Genomic DNA, 13,683 nt, shown 5'->3' on the forward strand with positions numbered 1-13,683 from the left:
CCGCCTCAAACGACCTTTGGCGAGGACTCTTGCGTAGTGATGCTATCGACTCTTTCTTTATGGTATTTTTCCTTGAAGACGTGTTCAAAAATCTCTTCTAAGTGTTCGACGTATACAATTTCGACTCCTTCGATTTGTTTAAGGATCGATTGTTGGTTTTCTTTTGGCACAAAAACAGTTTGGACGCCTGCTTGACTTGCAGCTGAAACTTTAGCAAAGACACCCCCAACAGGTTTTACACTACCGTGTATGCTGATCTCTCCCGTCATCGCTATTTGATTGTCCACTTTAATCCCCTTGATTGCAGAATAGATAGCAGTTGCGATTGCTATGCCTGCTGAAGGGCCGTCGACAGGAGCTCCACCCGGGAAATTGATATGGATGTCAAAGTTGCTAGAAGGAATGCCCATTCTTCTAAGGACCGTCAACACATTTTCAACTGAACTTTTCGCGAGGCTTTTACGTCTAATTGATTTGGATTGGCTGCCGATGCTCTCTTCCTCTACGATACCGGTAATCATAATCGAGCCTTTTTCTTTTGTCGGTATCACGGTCGCTTCAATTTCAAGAAGGGCACCAGTATTAGGTCCATAGACCGCCAATCCATTGATATACCCGACCCGAGGAACAGGATGTATCTTGGATTCCATCCTAGGAGACAGCTGACTTGAATGGAGGACCCATTCGATATCATTTTTCGTCAGATGGTTACGGTCTTCAGTTATCGCCAGACCTGCTGCGATCTGAACACTGTTGACAGCTTCACGGCCATTACGAGCATAACGTGAAAGCAGGGTTAAGGCACTTTCTTCAATTGTAAATTGGATTTTCTCAACCGCTCTCTTTGCAATACGGATGATATCATCGGCGGTTAGCTCTTTGAAAAAGATTTCGAGACACCTTGATCGGATAGCGGGCGGAATTTCATCAGGAGTACGCGTCGTTGCACCAATCATGCGGAAATCTGCCGGTAATCCATTTTGAAAAATATCATGGATATGCTGGGGGATCTGGTTGTTCTCTTCACTGTAATAAGCACTTTCTAAAAACACTTTGCGGTCTTCTAAAACCTTAAGAAGCTTGTTCATTTGGATCGGATGAAGCTCTCCGATTTCGTCTATGAAGAGAACTCCACCATGCGCATTCGTGACAGCACCTTGTTTCGGTTGCGGAATACCAGCTTGTCCCATCGCTCCTGCTCCTTGATAGATCGGGTCATGAACTGAACCGATCAGCGGGTCAGCAATTCCACGCTCATCAAAACGTGCTGTGGTTGCATCCAACTCAACAAAAACAGCTGTTGGCTTGAAAGGGGATCGGGCATTTTTCTTTGCTTCCTCTAACACAATCCTTGCAGCCGCGGTCTTCCCAACTCCTGGTGGCCCATAGATAATGACATGTTGTGGGTTAGGACCACATAGCGCAGCTTTTAAAGCCCGGAGCCCTTCAGCCTGGCCGATAATTTCATCAAAACGCGAGGGCCTTACTTTTTCAGATAATGGCTCGCTTAACGAGATACTTCTCAATCTTCGAAGCTGATCCATTTCCTTTCGTGATTCTTTATCTATCGAAACTTTTTGAGTCCGTTGATTTCGCAGTAAATTCCAAAAGTAGAGACCGATGATTACGCCAAAGAACAGCTGGATGATCAATGCTATTCCTGTCCAACTCATGCCTTCCCCTCCTATATGTATGTGTTTTCGTATCCACTAGTATTTCCGAGCATGTGTTGGACTAAACGTTATTTTCTGAATTGGATGCAGGAATTTACTTTTAATTTTAGTTGCTATTTAGTTCGTTCGAATAGTTAACGTACAAAGAAGACTTTAGTTAAAAATTTTAAAATTAACAAGCAAAAAAACACTCTGCTCGAGGCAGAGTGCTTTATCGATCATTCATTATGCACTTTCTTTAGGTTTCTTTTTTTCATCGATAACAGTACCGTCTTCAAGAACAAGCTGCGGCGGCACTTTATCCGTAACTGTTTCTGCGGTAATGACACACTTGTTGATATCTTCACGTGATGGAAGATCGAACATTACATCAAGCATGATGCCTTCAATGATGGAACGCAGACCACGTGCTCCGGTTTTACGTTCAATAGCTTGCTTCGCGATTTCGCTAAGTGCATCATCAGTGAACTCAAGCTCGACATCATCCAGCTGTAACAGCTTCTTGTATTGTTTTACAAGTGCGTTCTTTGGTTTGGTCAGGATTTCCACCAATGCTTCCTCATCTAGTGGCGTCAGGCTGGATGTAACCGGAAGACGACCGATGAATTCAGGTATAAGCCCGAATCGAAGCAAGTCTTCAGGCAATACTTTTGATAAGTATTCACCTTGTTTAAGTTCAGCTTTTTCAGAAGTCTCAGTCCCGAATCCGATGACTTTCTTTCCGAGACGACGTTTAACAATCTGTTCGATTCCATCGAATGCTCCACCACAAATGAAAAGGATATTCGTAGTATCGATTTGGATGAATTCCTGATGAGGATGCTTACGTCCACCTTGAGGAGGTACACTGGCGACAGTTCCTTCAAGGATTTTAAGTAAAGCTTGTTGTACACCTTCACCAGATACATCACGTGTGATCGATGGATTCTCAGACTTACGTGCAATCTTGTCGATTTCATCGATGTAAATGATACCGCGTTCTGCTTTTTCCACATCATAGTCTGCAGACTGGATCAATTTGAGCAAGATGTTTTCAACATCTTCCCCTACGTAACCAGCTTCAGTTAAAGATGTAGCATCAGCAATTGCAAATGGTACATTTAGGATACGCGCTAATGTTTGAGCCAGTAATGTTTTACCGCTACCAGTAGGTCCGATCATCGCGATATTACTTTTTGCCAGCTCAACATCATCTGATTTTTTAGATGCGTTGATACGCTTGTAATGGTTATAAACCGCTACGGAAAGCGATTTTTTCGCTTGGTCCTGACCGATCACATAATCATCAAGGATTTTCCGGATTTCTTGTGGTTTCGGAACGTCTTTGAACTCTACATCTTCTTCCGTTCCAAGTTCCTCTTCTACGATTTCTGTACACAATTCAATACATTCATCACAAATATAGACACCTGGTCCGGCAACCAGTTTACGTACTTGATCTTGTGTCTTACCACAAAAAGAACATTTCAATTGCCCTTTTTCTTCATTAAATTTAAACATTGAATCACCCCTAAGAATGGTTTGGATGAATTGTTACTTTTAGTTATTTGTCATCGTGTGTATTTTACACATTGAAAGATTTCCAATATGTTTTGAGAGTAACAAATCTGTCGTTAGAATCCATTATTGTTATGTATTTGATTTTATCACGAAGAGCCGTAAAACAAAAATAATAACGCTTTGTTATGTAAATTCGAAATGCTGATATGTATCAGTATAGTCATAAAACAGCTGTGCGATTCCTAAATAAAAAATATATTTTTGTTAGTTACACACCATGATTCTCGAGTCTGAAAAGAGCCATTTTTGTATAAAACAAGGCACGAAAATTCGCGCCTTGTTTTATATCTTACTGTATATTATGCAACAGTCTTGCTATTCTCTACAAGAAAATCGATTGCTTTACGGACCTTCAAATCACCCTTCAGCAGATCAGGTCCACCTTGCATAGCGAGCATTTGCTTCATCTTTTCAACTTCCATTTGGTACATTTCAGCCATTTTCTTGATTTCTTCTTCAACTTCTTCATCAGAAATTTCGATGTTTTCAGCTTCTGCAATCGCTTCAAGAGTCAAGTTTGTGCGAACACGCTTTTCAGCGTCTTCTTTCATTTGTTCCTTCAACTGATCTTCAGAAGTTCCTGAGAACTGGTAGTACATATCAAGGTTCATACCTTGCATTTGTAGACGTTGGTCGAATTCCTTCATCATACGGTCAAGTTCAGAATTGACCATTGCTTCTGGTACATCGATTTCTGCGTTATCAGACGCTTTTTGAACAATTTGATCTTTCATTTCATTTTCAGCTTGAGTTGTTTTATCATTTTGAAGGCGCTCTTTGATTTGAGTTTTCAACTCATCAAGAGTTTCAACTTCTTCATTTGCATCCTTAGCGAATTCATCGTCAAGCTCAGGTAGTTCCAATTGCTTGATTTCATGGATTTTAACTTTGAATGTTGCTACTTTTCCAGCAAGCTCTTCAGCATGGTATTCTTCAGGGAATGTTACTTCAACATCCTTTTCAGCTCCAGCTTCTTCACCTTCTAGCTGTTCTTCGAATCCTGGAATGAATGATCCAGAACCGATTTCAAGAGAATAGTTCTCAGCAGTTCCACCTTCGAATGCCTCACCATCAACAAATCCTGCAAAGTCGATAACGACAGTATCGCCTTTTTCAACTTTACCGTCTTCTTTTACAGTCAATTCAGCATGCTTCTTTTGAAGAGCTGTCAATTCCTCTTGTACATCTTCATCTGTCACTTCTGTGTCCTGTTTTTCAACTTCAAGACCTTTGTACTCGCCAAGTTTAACTTCAGGTTTTACAGTGACAGTCGCTTTGAAAACAAGGTTTTTACCTTTTTCAATTTGCTCGATGTCAACATCAGGTTGGTCAACCGGGTCGATTCCTGTTTCTTCTACCGCTTGGCTGTATGCACTAGGAAGCAGGATATCTAGAGCGTCCTGATAAAGTGCTTCTACTCCGAAACGCTTTTCAAACATTGAACGTGGTACTTTTCCCTTACGGAAGCCTGGTACGTTCACCTTTTTAACTACCTTTTTGAACGCTTGATCCAATGCTTCATTTACACGTTCAGCATCGACATCAATGGTCAATACACCTTGATTACCTTCTTGCTTTTCCCATTTTGCACTCATGACTATAATTCCCTCCAACATTTATCTTCTTATAACTTCATTAACGTACGAATGAGTTTGCAACCACTACATTATAACACATGAACATTGGTTTTCAACTAGTTCGGCTGGTCATCCTGCAGACCGACTTCTTTCATTGATAGACGTTCGATTTCCAAGATCTTTTCAACTACTTCATCAAGTAATTCTTCATCCAATGAAAAAGCAACCTGCAGTTCGTCTCCATCATAATCCATCCCATTCAGCCTGTGTGCAACTTCAAGAACCGCAACTGCCCATAATTGTTCATTGAGGGGTTCGGGCTGAAACGGATATATCATGAACAAGTAATGATCCCAAATTTGCACGGCCATTTCTAGCAAAGTAGGGTTCTGTTGTTCAAGTTGATGCTCAATGATCGTCTTTACGAGTCGGTAAAATTGTCCTTCCGGTATATCATGTAGTTGATCGGGACTAACACTCATCGTCTTGCCGAATTTATGTATACGGATTGATTCTGATGCGTCACCATCTTTCAACATCTGTAAGACGATGGTCTTTAACGATGGATTGGCATCGGGATATGTAAGAAAATTCTTCAACTCGTGGCGTACAACCGGTTGATCTGGCTTTTCTATGGATTGGACAGCTTGCCATTGTTTTTTCGAGTCCGAAGACTTCAATTGTTCTGAAAGATGCTCAACTTCCTGATCGGAAAATTTCGTTTCAAAAACAAAGTCTTCGCTCGGTTCTTCCTCTGCCATCTTTCGGCTGAAATATAAGAGTTGGTAGAAATTTTCAGCCATTTGCGGCGGCAAGCTTTGTTCCTGTATGACAGCTTCGAGAATTTCTACGACTTCTTCATAATCACCTAATTGGATGAGGATCGATATGTAAATTTGAAGGACATCATAATACTCTCCGATGTCTTTTTTGAGAATCTCGTCACATTTCTCCTTTGCTTCTCTTAGGTCACCTAGCTCAACCAGGCTCAAGACTACTCCTACGTTGCCTTGTGGGTGATCAGGCTCCATTTCGATCAGCTGCCGGAAAAAATTCAGCGATTCTTTGTATTTCTTTTGTTTAAGGGCTGACATTCCCTTGTTCACAAGCTTTGCAGTAAGGTTTGGGAAGTAAACGATTTTACTGTCACGCGGCCCTTTATGGTCTTTTTCCAAAACAATCTCCCCGCTTTTTATCAATCGTTTAAAGCAAGTTTAGCAGTTTAACTTCCTAAAAACAAATGTTTACATATTAATTCTATATTACAGCTCTCAACGGCGTTCCGGTCTAGAGGGGTTTCATTTGAAGCGTTCATGATGCACTTTCATCCAGCTTTTTGCGCTCGAAGTGCTTATGAAGCGTTCATACGGTGACTCAGCGCAGTTTTTCACGCTCAAAGTGTCTTATGAAGCTTTTTAAAGTCAATTCTCTCCTCGTTGTCACGGTATAAGAAAACGCTCCCCTGTTATTATGCAAAGGAAGCGTTAGTATGTATTAAGTATGGCGTCCCAGGAGCGATTCGAACGCCCGACCGACAGCTTAGAAGGCTGTTGCTCTATCCTGCTGAGCTACTGGGACATAATATCATGTAAAATATCAAGGTGTAAATGGAGCGGGTGATGGGAATCGAACCCACGACCAGAGCTTGGAAGGCTCTTGTTTTACCACTAAACTACACCCGCATCAATCAGCGACAATAATTAATATATCGAATTTCGATTGAAATGTCAATGGTTTTCTTTCTGGTCGTGAGTTCTTTTTCCACTAAAGTTCATATTCTGTTGATAAATCGGTCAATTCCTCTCCATCATATTCAAAGAATCGCACTCTGATATGACTGCGGTCTTTACACTCGCAAATTGCATACGTCCGTTCACGTCGATTTCTTGGTAAACGAAGGCTGCCTGGGTTTACAAAAACCATTCCATTTTGCTCGCATGATTCTGCGACATGGGAGTGGCCGAAGAACACTAGATCCGCACCTTGTTCCTCAGCTTTATAAGCCAAATTCATATAGGACATTTTTACATTGTATAGATGGCCATGGGTAACGAATAAGCGAAATCCTTGTTCTTCAATTAGGGATTCATTAGGAAAATCATCATGACCTATATCCATATTCCCCTGGACATTGTAAAAAGGTTTCAACCTCTCATCGTCTGACGATAGTTCAGAGTCTCCACAATGAACCATGACATCGACTTGGTTTTTATGCAGTTCGACAACTTTTTTCAGTTCTTTGGTAAGACCATGGCTATCACTAACGAGCAGAACGTTCATTGACAGGTCCTCCTTTTAATATTTCAAAAGATTTCAGACCAAGCGTTTCGTAATTCATGCAGTGCATTTGCACGGTGACTGATTTTGTTCTTTTCCTCAGCATTCATTTCAGCCAATGTCTTTTCTTTTGAAGGAACATAGAAGATCGGATCATAGCCGAATCCGTTCGTGCCTCTTCTTTCGTTCAGAATGAGTCCTTCACATTTTCCTTCGACACTACTCGTTTCTTTTCCCAGTTGGGCTACTGCTAAAACACATACAAATCGAGCCGTACGTTCTTTTTCTGGGACAGATTCCAATTCAGCGAGTACTTTTTCTATATTAGCTTCATCATCCTTTTCTTCCCCCGCAAATCGTGCCGAAAAGATACCAGGCCGGCCATCGAGTGCGTCAATGACCAACCCGGAGTCATCGGCAATGACTGGCGCATGAAGTTTATTTGCGATTGTTTCTGCTTTGATGCTTGCGTTCTCTTTGAAACTCGATCCAGTCTCCTCAATCTCTTCATGAAAATCCAAATCTCTCAGAGAAACTACACTGATCCCAAACTCTTCAAACATTTTACGGAATTCCTTGACCTTCCCCTCGTTATGTGAGGCGATGATGATTTTATCCATTTTAGTCACCTACTTATCTCCGACCAAAAGGTGGGTATCCCCTAATGCAGCCTTTTGATGTTCGATGAGTTCTGTAATTCCTTTATCCGCTAACTCAAGCATCGTTTGTAACTGTTTATAGGAGAACGTAGCCTCTTCACCTGTACCTTGGAGCTCAACAAATTCTTTTCCACCAGTCATGATTACGTTCATATCCACATGTGCTTTTGAGTCCTCTTCATAGCAGAGATCCAAAATTTCTCCGGATTCTGGTACTACCCCTACAGATGTAGCTGCTAAAAATTCTTTTATCGGCATTTTTTTAATGAGATCCTGTTCAATGAGTTTGTTGAACGCCATCGTCATTGCTACAAATGCTCCAGTGATACTTGCCGTCCGCGTTCCGCCATCCGCTTGGATCACATCACAATCAATCCAGCAAGTGCGCTCCCCGATTTTATCAAGGTCTACAACCGATCGCAGTGCACGGCCAATCAACCGTTGAATTTCCATCGTGCGTCCTGAGACTTTCCCTTTACTTGATTCACGGATGTTCCGTTGCTCAGTTGCCCGAGGCAGCATTGAATATTCAGCTGCAATCCAGCCTTTCCCCTGATTTCTCATAAAAGGCGGTACACGGTCCTCGATACTAGCTGTACAGATGACCTTCGTATCCCCTACAGAAATCAATACAGAGCCTTCCGGGTGTTTAATATAATTCGTTTCGATATGTATTTTCCGTAACTGATCATTTGTTCTTCCATCTGTTCTCATTGATTATTCCTCCTCTTTGCATCACACTATCGATTAGTATGACCAAGTCAAACAACAAAGTATGCTTTTGGTCATATTACACGATAAATAAAGAAAACTTCGCAAAGCCAAACCTTAGCGCGGCTGAGCTTAGTTGCACTTATATTGAAGAAAGTATTTATACTTTCTTTAAATGAGAAAAAGGCGGCTGAACACCGCCCTGACTCTTTCTATCGTAACATAATTACATGATCTATTCATTTTAAAATTCTACAGTGTTTACATTAACGGGACGTGACACAGGTTCTGTCAATAGTTTCCCATCCTCTCGAACCACTTCACTTTTGCCATTTACTTTAACTTGTACCTTGTCAACCCCTGTAATTTCGGTCAACGACAATACGAGTGAGTTAAGCGTCGCATCAGAAATTGCGGTATTCTTTGCTTCACCTAAAATCGCTTCATTGAAATTGAGTGTTACGACACCATCTTCTTCAACTGGTGCACTTACAAGTTCAACCTCATTCCTCATATCCGTCAAAAGCCCGGATTGGAGGGATGGACCGCCCAGCAATTCATCGACAGTCGCCTTTACGAGGTTTTCATTTGAATTCACCTTCCGTGTAACCGGAACATAATGGAATTGGTCGTCACCATTTTGACTAATAAAATAAACTGTGACGGTCTTGCTGCCTGTGACATCGACAACCCCATTTGTTTCAATGTTGATACCATCTGCACGTGTCATGTTATCACCGATTGGTGTTTGATTGACCGGCATGACTTTCTGATCTTCACCATTGATTTTGATTTTGACTGCGTGTACATTATCAAACTGGGTGAGTGTATACGTCAATGATTGTAAGATTTTCATCTCATCTTCTGCTGCGTATTCCTTGAACTCTTCAGAAAAATCGATTGTTGCTGTCCCCTGATCGATGTTCAACCCTAATACCTCAGTGCCTGCAGGTAAAACGGCTCTCATACCATTCGGGATGTAGTTGGACGCTTTTCCATCATTCACTAAGTATTCCACCACTTGTTTAGCAGGGTCTTCCGCAATTGGCATGTTCATCGTCTGTGGAACGACCATCCCATTTTCATTGATTAAGTATACTTGTAATTGATGTGATTCTGTAGCACCCGCTGGCGCATCCTTCCCATCAGCCAATGCATCTTTGTCTTTATCGGTCTCCTCTAAAGACTCACCGTCATTCAGATAGTTGACCTCCTGGGGCGGATCGATTTCATTATTTGTTTTTTCTGTTAACAAGCCACATCCAGACATAAGCAGCAATAGACCTGTTAAAAGAGAAACAAAGACCATTCTCCTCTGCTTCTTCCTCATTCCATTCCCTCCTACAATGGTTTGTACTACTATATATACGGGCCATCTGTCCAATTAGACCAACCATCTCTAAATTTAAGGATTTGTTAAAAAAAGATGTTGTTTTCTTCGAAATTCACTCCCTTTCCGCGGGCGAACCGTGAGCCTCCTCACGAACTTGCACAGTTCGTTGCGGGGTCTCACCTGGTCCGCTGTTCCCGCAGGAGTGTCGTGAATTTCATTTGAAATCAATAAAGAAGATTGACAAAGCAAATTTTAAAGAAATGGAAGATGCAAGCAGTAGTGCCGGGACTTGTTGAATTCTGTTCATGAAAAAAGCCAGCACAACAGTTTTGTGCCAGCCTTTATAATTCAATATGCTCTATGTGTTTTACACTTTGATCAAACCACTCACTGCTCAATCGGTTAAAAATTTGACTCGAACCTGTTGTGAAAAAGCGATGCTCAGGAAGACCGGCTCCTGAGTAAAGGCGGTTGCTATAATACAGGATTGTACTCACTTCCCGTGCAGTCTCTGCTCCAGATGAAATGATCTGAACATTGGTTCCCATCACTTTTTTAATGACAGGGGCCAGGATCGGATAATGGGTACAACCGAGTATCAACGTATCAATCGGTAAATCGCTTAAAGGTGCAAGTCTTTCATAAACCACTTGTAAGGTTTCCCGAGTATCGATCATACCGCTCTCAACCAACGGCACGAATTCCGGGCATGCAAGACCATGCACATTTACCTTGCTATCGATGTTTTGCAAAGCTTTTACATAAGCTCGACTGTTGATCGTTCCTTCTGTACCGATAACACCTACTTCACGATTCAACGTATTTTTTATAGCTGCCCTCGCTCCAGGATGGATGACCCCAACAACAGGGATCGGCAGTTTATGCTGAGCTTCTTCCAATACAGCCGCAGTCGCTGTATTACATGCAATTACGAGTAATTTAATATCTCGTTCCAAAAAATAATGAACCATCTTCCACGTATAGGTTCGGACTTCTTCCAAAGGACGAGGGCCGTACGGGCACCGTAATGTATCACCTAGATAATAGATCCGTTCTTTCGGCAGCTGCCTCATCACTTCGCGGGCTACAGTCATCCCCCCGACACCAGAATCAATAATTCCTATAGGATTATTCAAATAAACCCCTCTTTTTCTCTGTTAAGTCTAGTTGGTAGTTAGAGAATTCATTTTGTCATATAGGAGATGAAGGCTTTGATGAAGGCTTTCGATTTCGTCATCAGAAAAGTGCTCCGTCAAATCTTTAAGATAATTCTGTCTCCGTTTAATGACTTCTTCTATTATTTCGTATCCTTTATCAAGTTTCTGTATGCGGACGACGCGACGATCTTTCGGATCACGTATTCTTTTAACTAGCCCGTTATTTTCCATTCGATCAATCAGATCAGTAGTCGTGCTATATGCAAGATACATCTTGTTTGAAAGATCTCCGATTGTCATTTCATTTTGTTCAAATAACCATTGTAAAGCTACGAATTGTGGGGGTGTAATAGAGAAATCATTCAATATTTCCCTTCCCTTTTGCTTTATATGTGCTGAAATCATTCTTAGTGCTTTTTCCATATCATTGATTTTGTCTTGTTTTACTTGCTCCAACTATGTAACCTCCTGACACAGACTGTTAGTTCTATTTTGCGCTGTTTAGTGGTTTTTTTCAACAACATTTCCCAATAATCAGAAATATTTTGTTCTTAAAGGTATTTCTATGGTCTAGTTTTTCCTGATAGCGTTGTCAAATAGAAAGCCCGCAATCGGACTTTTCTCTGTGTCCGAACATGATTTTCCTGATCGTGACAGTGTGAGGCAATTTTCCGATAAAATTGAACTATAAACAAATGACCCAAGAGGAGATTTCCATCCTCGTGGGCCATCTAATTGCTTTTATTTCAAGAAATGCTGTTGTACATATTGTTTGACTGCTGCATCTGTATCAAGCTGGAGGACATCTTCTAAATGAGTAGAAACTTCCTCTTTGCTCAATTTCAGAATCTGACTGCGGGCAGGGAGAATGGATGTGGCACTCATGCTGAACTCATCGAGTCCTAACCCAAGCAGGATAGGAATCGCGATTTCATCTCCGGCCATTTCTCCACACATACCGGCCCATTTACCTTCTTTATGCGCAGCATCGATCACATTTTTAACAAGTCTTAAGATTGCAGGATTATATGGTTGATATAAATAAGAAACTTGTTCATTCATTCTGTCTGCTGCTAGCGTATATTGAATCAGGTCATTGGTGCCGATACTGAAGAAATCGACTTCTTTAGCAAATACATCCGCCATGACTGCAGTAGACGGAATCTCAACCATCATTCCGATTTCAATCGAATCGGATACTTCAACACCGTCTTGCTCAAGTTTTTCTTTTTCCTCTAAAAGGATCGCCTTTGCCTGACGGAATTCATCAAGCGTCGCAATCATCGGGAACATCACTTTCAAGTTCCCATAAGCACTTGCTCGCAACAAAGCTTTGAGTTGTGTTCTAAAAATCGTTTGTTGGTCAAGGCAGAGTCGGATCGCGCGATATCCTAAGAACGGATTTAATTCCTTCGGTAGATTCAGATAAGGTAATTCCTTATCACCTCCGACATCCAATGTACGGATGACGACCGGCTTCACTTCCATTTTAGAAAGAACATCCCTATACGCCTCGAATTGTTCTTCTTCAGTCGGTAATTGATCACGATTCATGTATAGGAATTCAGTACGGTATAATCCGATTCCTTCTGCTCCATTATTCAATACACCTGTAAGATCCTTCGGGGTACCGATGTTCGCTGCGAGTTCGACATGTTTATCGTCGGCCGATTTCGTCGATTCATTGACTAGCTTTGCCCATTCTTTCTTCTGTTCTTCATAACGAGCACGCTTTTGCTCATACTCCGTTTTTTCATCTTCTGATGGGTCAATGATGACGACTCCATCAATACCATCAATGATGACAGTTGTCCCATTTTCAACAGATTCTGTGATTTCCTTAGTCCCCACGACAGATGGGATCTCCATTGAGCGGGCCATGATCGCTGAATGGGAAGTTCGTCCTCCAATATCTGTCGCAAATCCTTTGACATAAGTTCTGTTCAATTGAGCTGTATCTGAAGGCGTCAAGTCATCAGCGATGATAATCACCTCTTCAGTAATCATGCTCGGTGTGTTGAATTCAACATCCATCAGATGAGCCAATACTCTTTTTCGAACGTCACGGATATCTGCAGCTCTTTCTTTCATATATTCATTGTCCATGTTTTCAAACATTGAAATGAACATACCCGAAACTTCGTCTAAAGCACTTTCTGCATTGATTTTTTCGTCATTGATTTTCCCAGTTACATTATCGATCAATTCAGGGTCCTGCAGGACAAGAAGATGGGCAGCAAATATTGCTGCCTTGTCTTCTCCCAGTTCTTTTTCAGCGTGCTCTTTGATGCCTTCAAGTTCTATTTTGGATTGGTCGATTGCTCCCTTAAACCGCTCAACTTCTTCGGAAGGGTTCTCGATTGTGGTTTTCTCTACTTCCAATGCAGGATTTTCAAGTTTGAAAACCTTAGCAACCGCAATGCCTGCAGATGCGCCAATTCCCGTAATACGTTGGCTCATTACTCAGCAAGTCCTTCTTGTTTTAGTACATCTGTTAATGCAGAAAGCGCATCATCAGAATCGTTACCGTTTGCTTTGATCGTAATTTCAGAGCCTTGTTGAATTCCTAAAGACATAACACCCATGATCGATTTCAAGTTGACTGTTTTTCCTTTGTGCTCAAGCTCAATATCAGAGCTGAATTGTCCTGCCTTATTCACTAATGTTGTCGCAGGTCGTGCGTGTATTCCTGATTCACTCGTTACTGTAAACGTTTTTTCTGCCATGTTTCCTCTT

Annotated in this window: 12 protein-coding genes and 2 tRNA genes; all 14 read right to left on the reverse strand. The window is 41.5% G+C overall.

The window, feature by feature from the left end:
* Positions 1 to 5 precede the first annotated feature (5 nt).
* Complete coding sequence (lonB, locus tag KOL94_RS10135) at positions 6 to 1,673, reverse strand: ATP-dependent protease LonB (RefSeq protein WP_221566316.1); 1,668 nt, start codon at positions 1,671 to 1,673, stop codon at positions 6 to 8.
* 225 nt (positions 1,674 to 1,898) lie between these two features.
* Entirely contained in the window at positions 1,899 to 3,173 is a 1,275-nt protein-coding gene (clpX, locus tag KOL94_RS10140) for an ATP-dependent protease ATP-binding subunit ClpX (RefSeq protein ID WP_221566317.1), read from the reverse strand.
* Between the two features lie 359 nt (positions 3,174 to 3,532).
* Positions 3,533 to 4,828, reverse strand: a complete 1,296-nt coding sequence (gene tig, locus KOL94_RS10145) for a trigger factor (RefSeq protein WP_221566318.1) — start codon at positions 4,826 to 4,828, stop codon at positions 3,533 to 3,535.
* Between the two features lie 98 nt (positions 4,829 to 4,926).
* Entirely contained in the window at positions 4,927 to 5,985 is a 1,059-nt protein-coding gene (locus tag KOL94_RS10150; protein WP_221566319.1) for a tetratricopeptide repeat protein, read from the reverse strand.
* 326 nt (positions 5,986 to 6,311) lie between these two features.
* Positions 6,312 to 6,388: transfer RNA gene (locus tag KOL94_RS10155), tRNA-Arg, on the reverse strand.
* 30 nt (positions 6,389 to 6,418) lie between these two features.
* Positions 6,419 to 6,492, reverse strand: a tRNA-Gly gene (locus tag KOL94_RS10160).
* A gap of 82 nt (positions 6,493 to 6,574) precedes the next feature.
* Positions 6,575 to 7,090 carry a metallophosphoesterase family protein gene (locus KOL94_RS10165; RefSeq protein WP_221566320.1) on the reverse strand — a complete coding sequence of 172 codons (516 nt, stop codon included), beginning with the start codon at positions 7,088 to 7,090 and terminating at the stop codon, positions 6,575 to 6,577.
* Positions 7,091 to 7,113: 23 nt separating this feature from the next.
* A complete protein-coding gene (locus tag KOL94_RS10170; RefSeq protein WP_221566321.1) occupies positions 7,114 to 7,707 on the reverse strand; it encodes an XTP/dITP diphosphatase in 594 nt (197 codons plus the stop codon).
* A 9-nt stretch (positions 7,708 to 7,716) separates the two neighbouring features.
* Positions 7,717 to 8,460: a ribonuclease PH gene (rph, locus tag KOL94_RS10175; RefSeq protein ID WP_221566322.1), complete on the reverse strand. Its 744-nt coding sequence runs from the start codon at positions 8,458 to 8,460 to the stop codon at positions 7,717 to 7,719.
* A 241-nt stretch (positions 8,461 to 8,701) separates the two neighbouring features.
* Complete coding sequence (locus tag KOL94_RS10180; protein WP_221566323.1) at positions 8,702 to 9,787, reverse strand: GerMN domain-containing protein; 1,086 nt, start codon at positions 9,785 to 9,787, stop codon at positions 8,702 to 8,704.
* Between the two features lie 344 nt (positions 9,788 to 10,131).
* On the reverse strand, positions 10,132 to 10,926 hold the full coding sequence (gene racE, locus KOL94_RS10185; protein ID WP_221566324.1) for a glutamate racemase: 795 nt from the start codon (positions 10,924 to 10,926) through the stop codon (positions 10,132 to 10,134).
* Positions 10,927 to 10,953: 27 nt separating this feature from the next.
* A complete protein-coding gene (locus KOL94_RS10190) occupies positions 10,954 to 11,370 on the reverse strand; it encodes a MarR family winged helix-turn-helix transcriptional regulator (RefSeq protein ID WP_221567657.1) in 417 nt (138 codons plus the stop codon).
* A 318-nt stretch (positions 11,371 to 11,688) separates the two neighbouring features.
* Positions 11,689 to 13,407 (reverse strand): phosphoenolpyruvate--protein phosphotransferase, encoded by a 1,719-nt coding sequence (gene ptsP / locus KOL94_RS10195; RefSeq protein ID WP_221566325.1) that lies wholly within the window; start codon positions 13,405 to 13,407, stop codon positions 11,689 to 11,691.
* Positions 13,407 to 13,673, reverse strand: coding sequence for a phosphocarrier protein HPr (locus KOL94_RS10200; protein WP_221566326.1), 267 nt, complete (start codon positions 13,671 to 13,673; stop codon positions 13,407 to 13,409). The genes ptsP and KOL94_RS10200 overlap by 1 nt, the downstream gene beginning before the upstream one ends.
* Between the last annotated feature and the right edge of the window lie 10 nt (positions 13,674 to 13,683).

The organism is Alkalihalobacillus sp. TS-13, assembly GCF_019720915.1.
Lineage (GTDB): Bacteria > Bacillota > Bacilli > Bacillales > Fictibacillaceae > Pseudalkalibacillus.

Bases quoted from the DNA above. Each gene is read 5' to 3' on its own strand.
- ptsP (WP_221566325.1), bottom strand. From the start codon at position 13,407: ATGAGCCAACGTATTACGGGAATTGGCGCATCTGCAGGCATTGCGGTT.
- KOL94_RS10180 (WP_221566323.1), bottom strand. From the start codon at position 9,787: ATGAGGAAGAAGCAGAGGAGAATGGTCTTTGTTTCTCTTTTAACAGGT.
- lonB (WP_221566316.1), bottom strand. From the start codon at position 1,673: ATGAGTTGGACAGGAATAGCATTGATCATCCAGCTGTTCTTTGGCGTA.
- clpX (WP_221566317.1), bottom strand. From the start codon at position 3,173: ATGTTTAAATTTAATGAAGAAAAAGGGCAATTGAAATGTTCTTTTTGT.
- KOL94_RS10170 (WP_221566321.1), bottom strand. From the start codon at position 7,707: ATGGATAAAATCATCATCGCCTCACATAACGAGGGGAAGGTCAAGGAA.
- tig (WP_221566318.1), bottom strand. From the start codon at position 4,828: ATGAGTGCAAAATGGGAAAAGCAAGAAGGTAATCAAGGTGTATTGACC.
- rph (WP_221566322.1), bottom strand. From the start codon at position 8,460: ATGAGAACAGATGGAAGAACAAATGATCAGTTACGGAAAATACATATC.
- KOL94_RS10200 (WP_221566326.1), bottom strand. From the start codon at position 13,673: ATGGCAGAAAAAACGTTTACAGTAACGAGTGAATCAGGAATACACGCA.
- KOL94_RS10190 (WP_221567657.1), bottom strand. From the start codon at position 11,370: ATGGAAAAAGCACTAAGAATGATTTCAGCACATATAAAGCAAAAGGGA.
- KOL94_RS10165 (WP_221566320.1), bottom strand. From the start codon at position 7,090: ATGAACGTTCTGCTCGTTAGTGATAGCCATGGTCTTACCAAAGAACTG.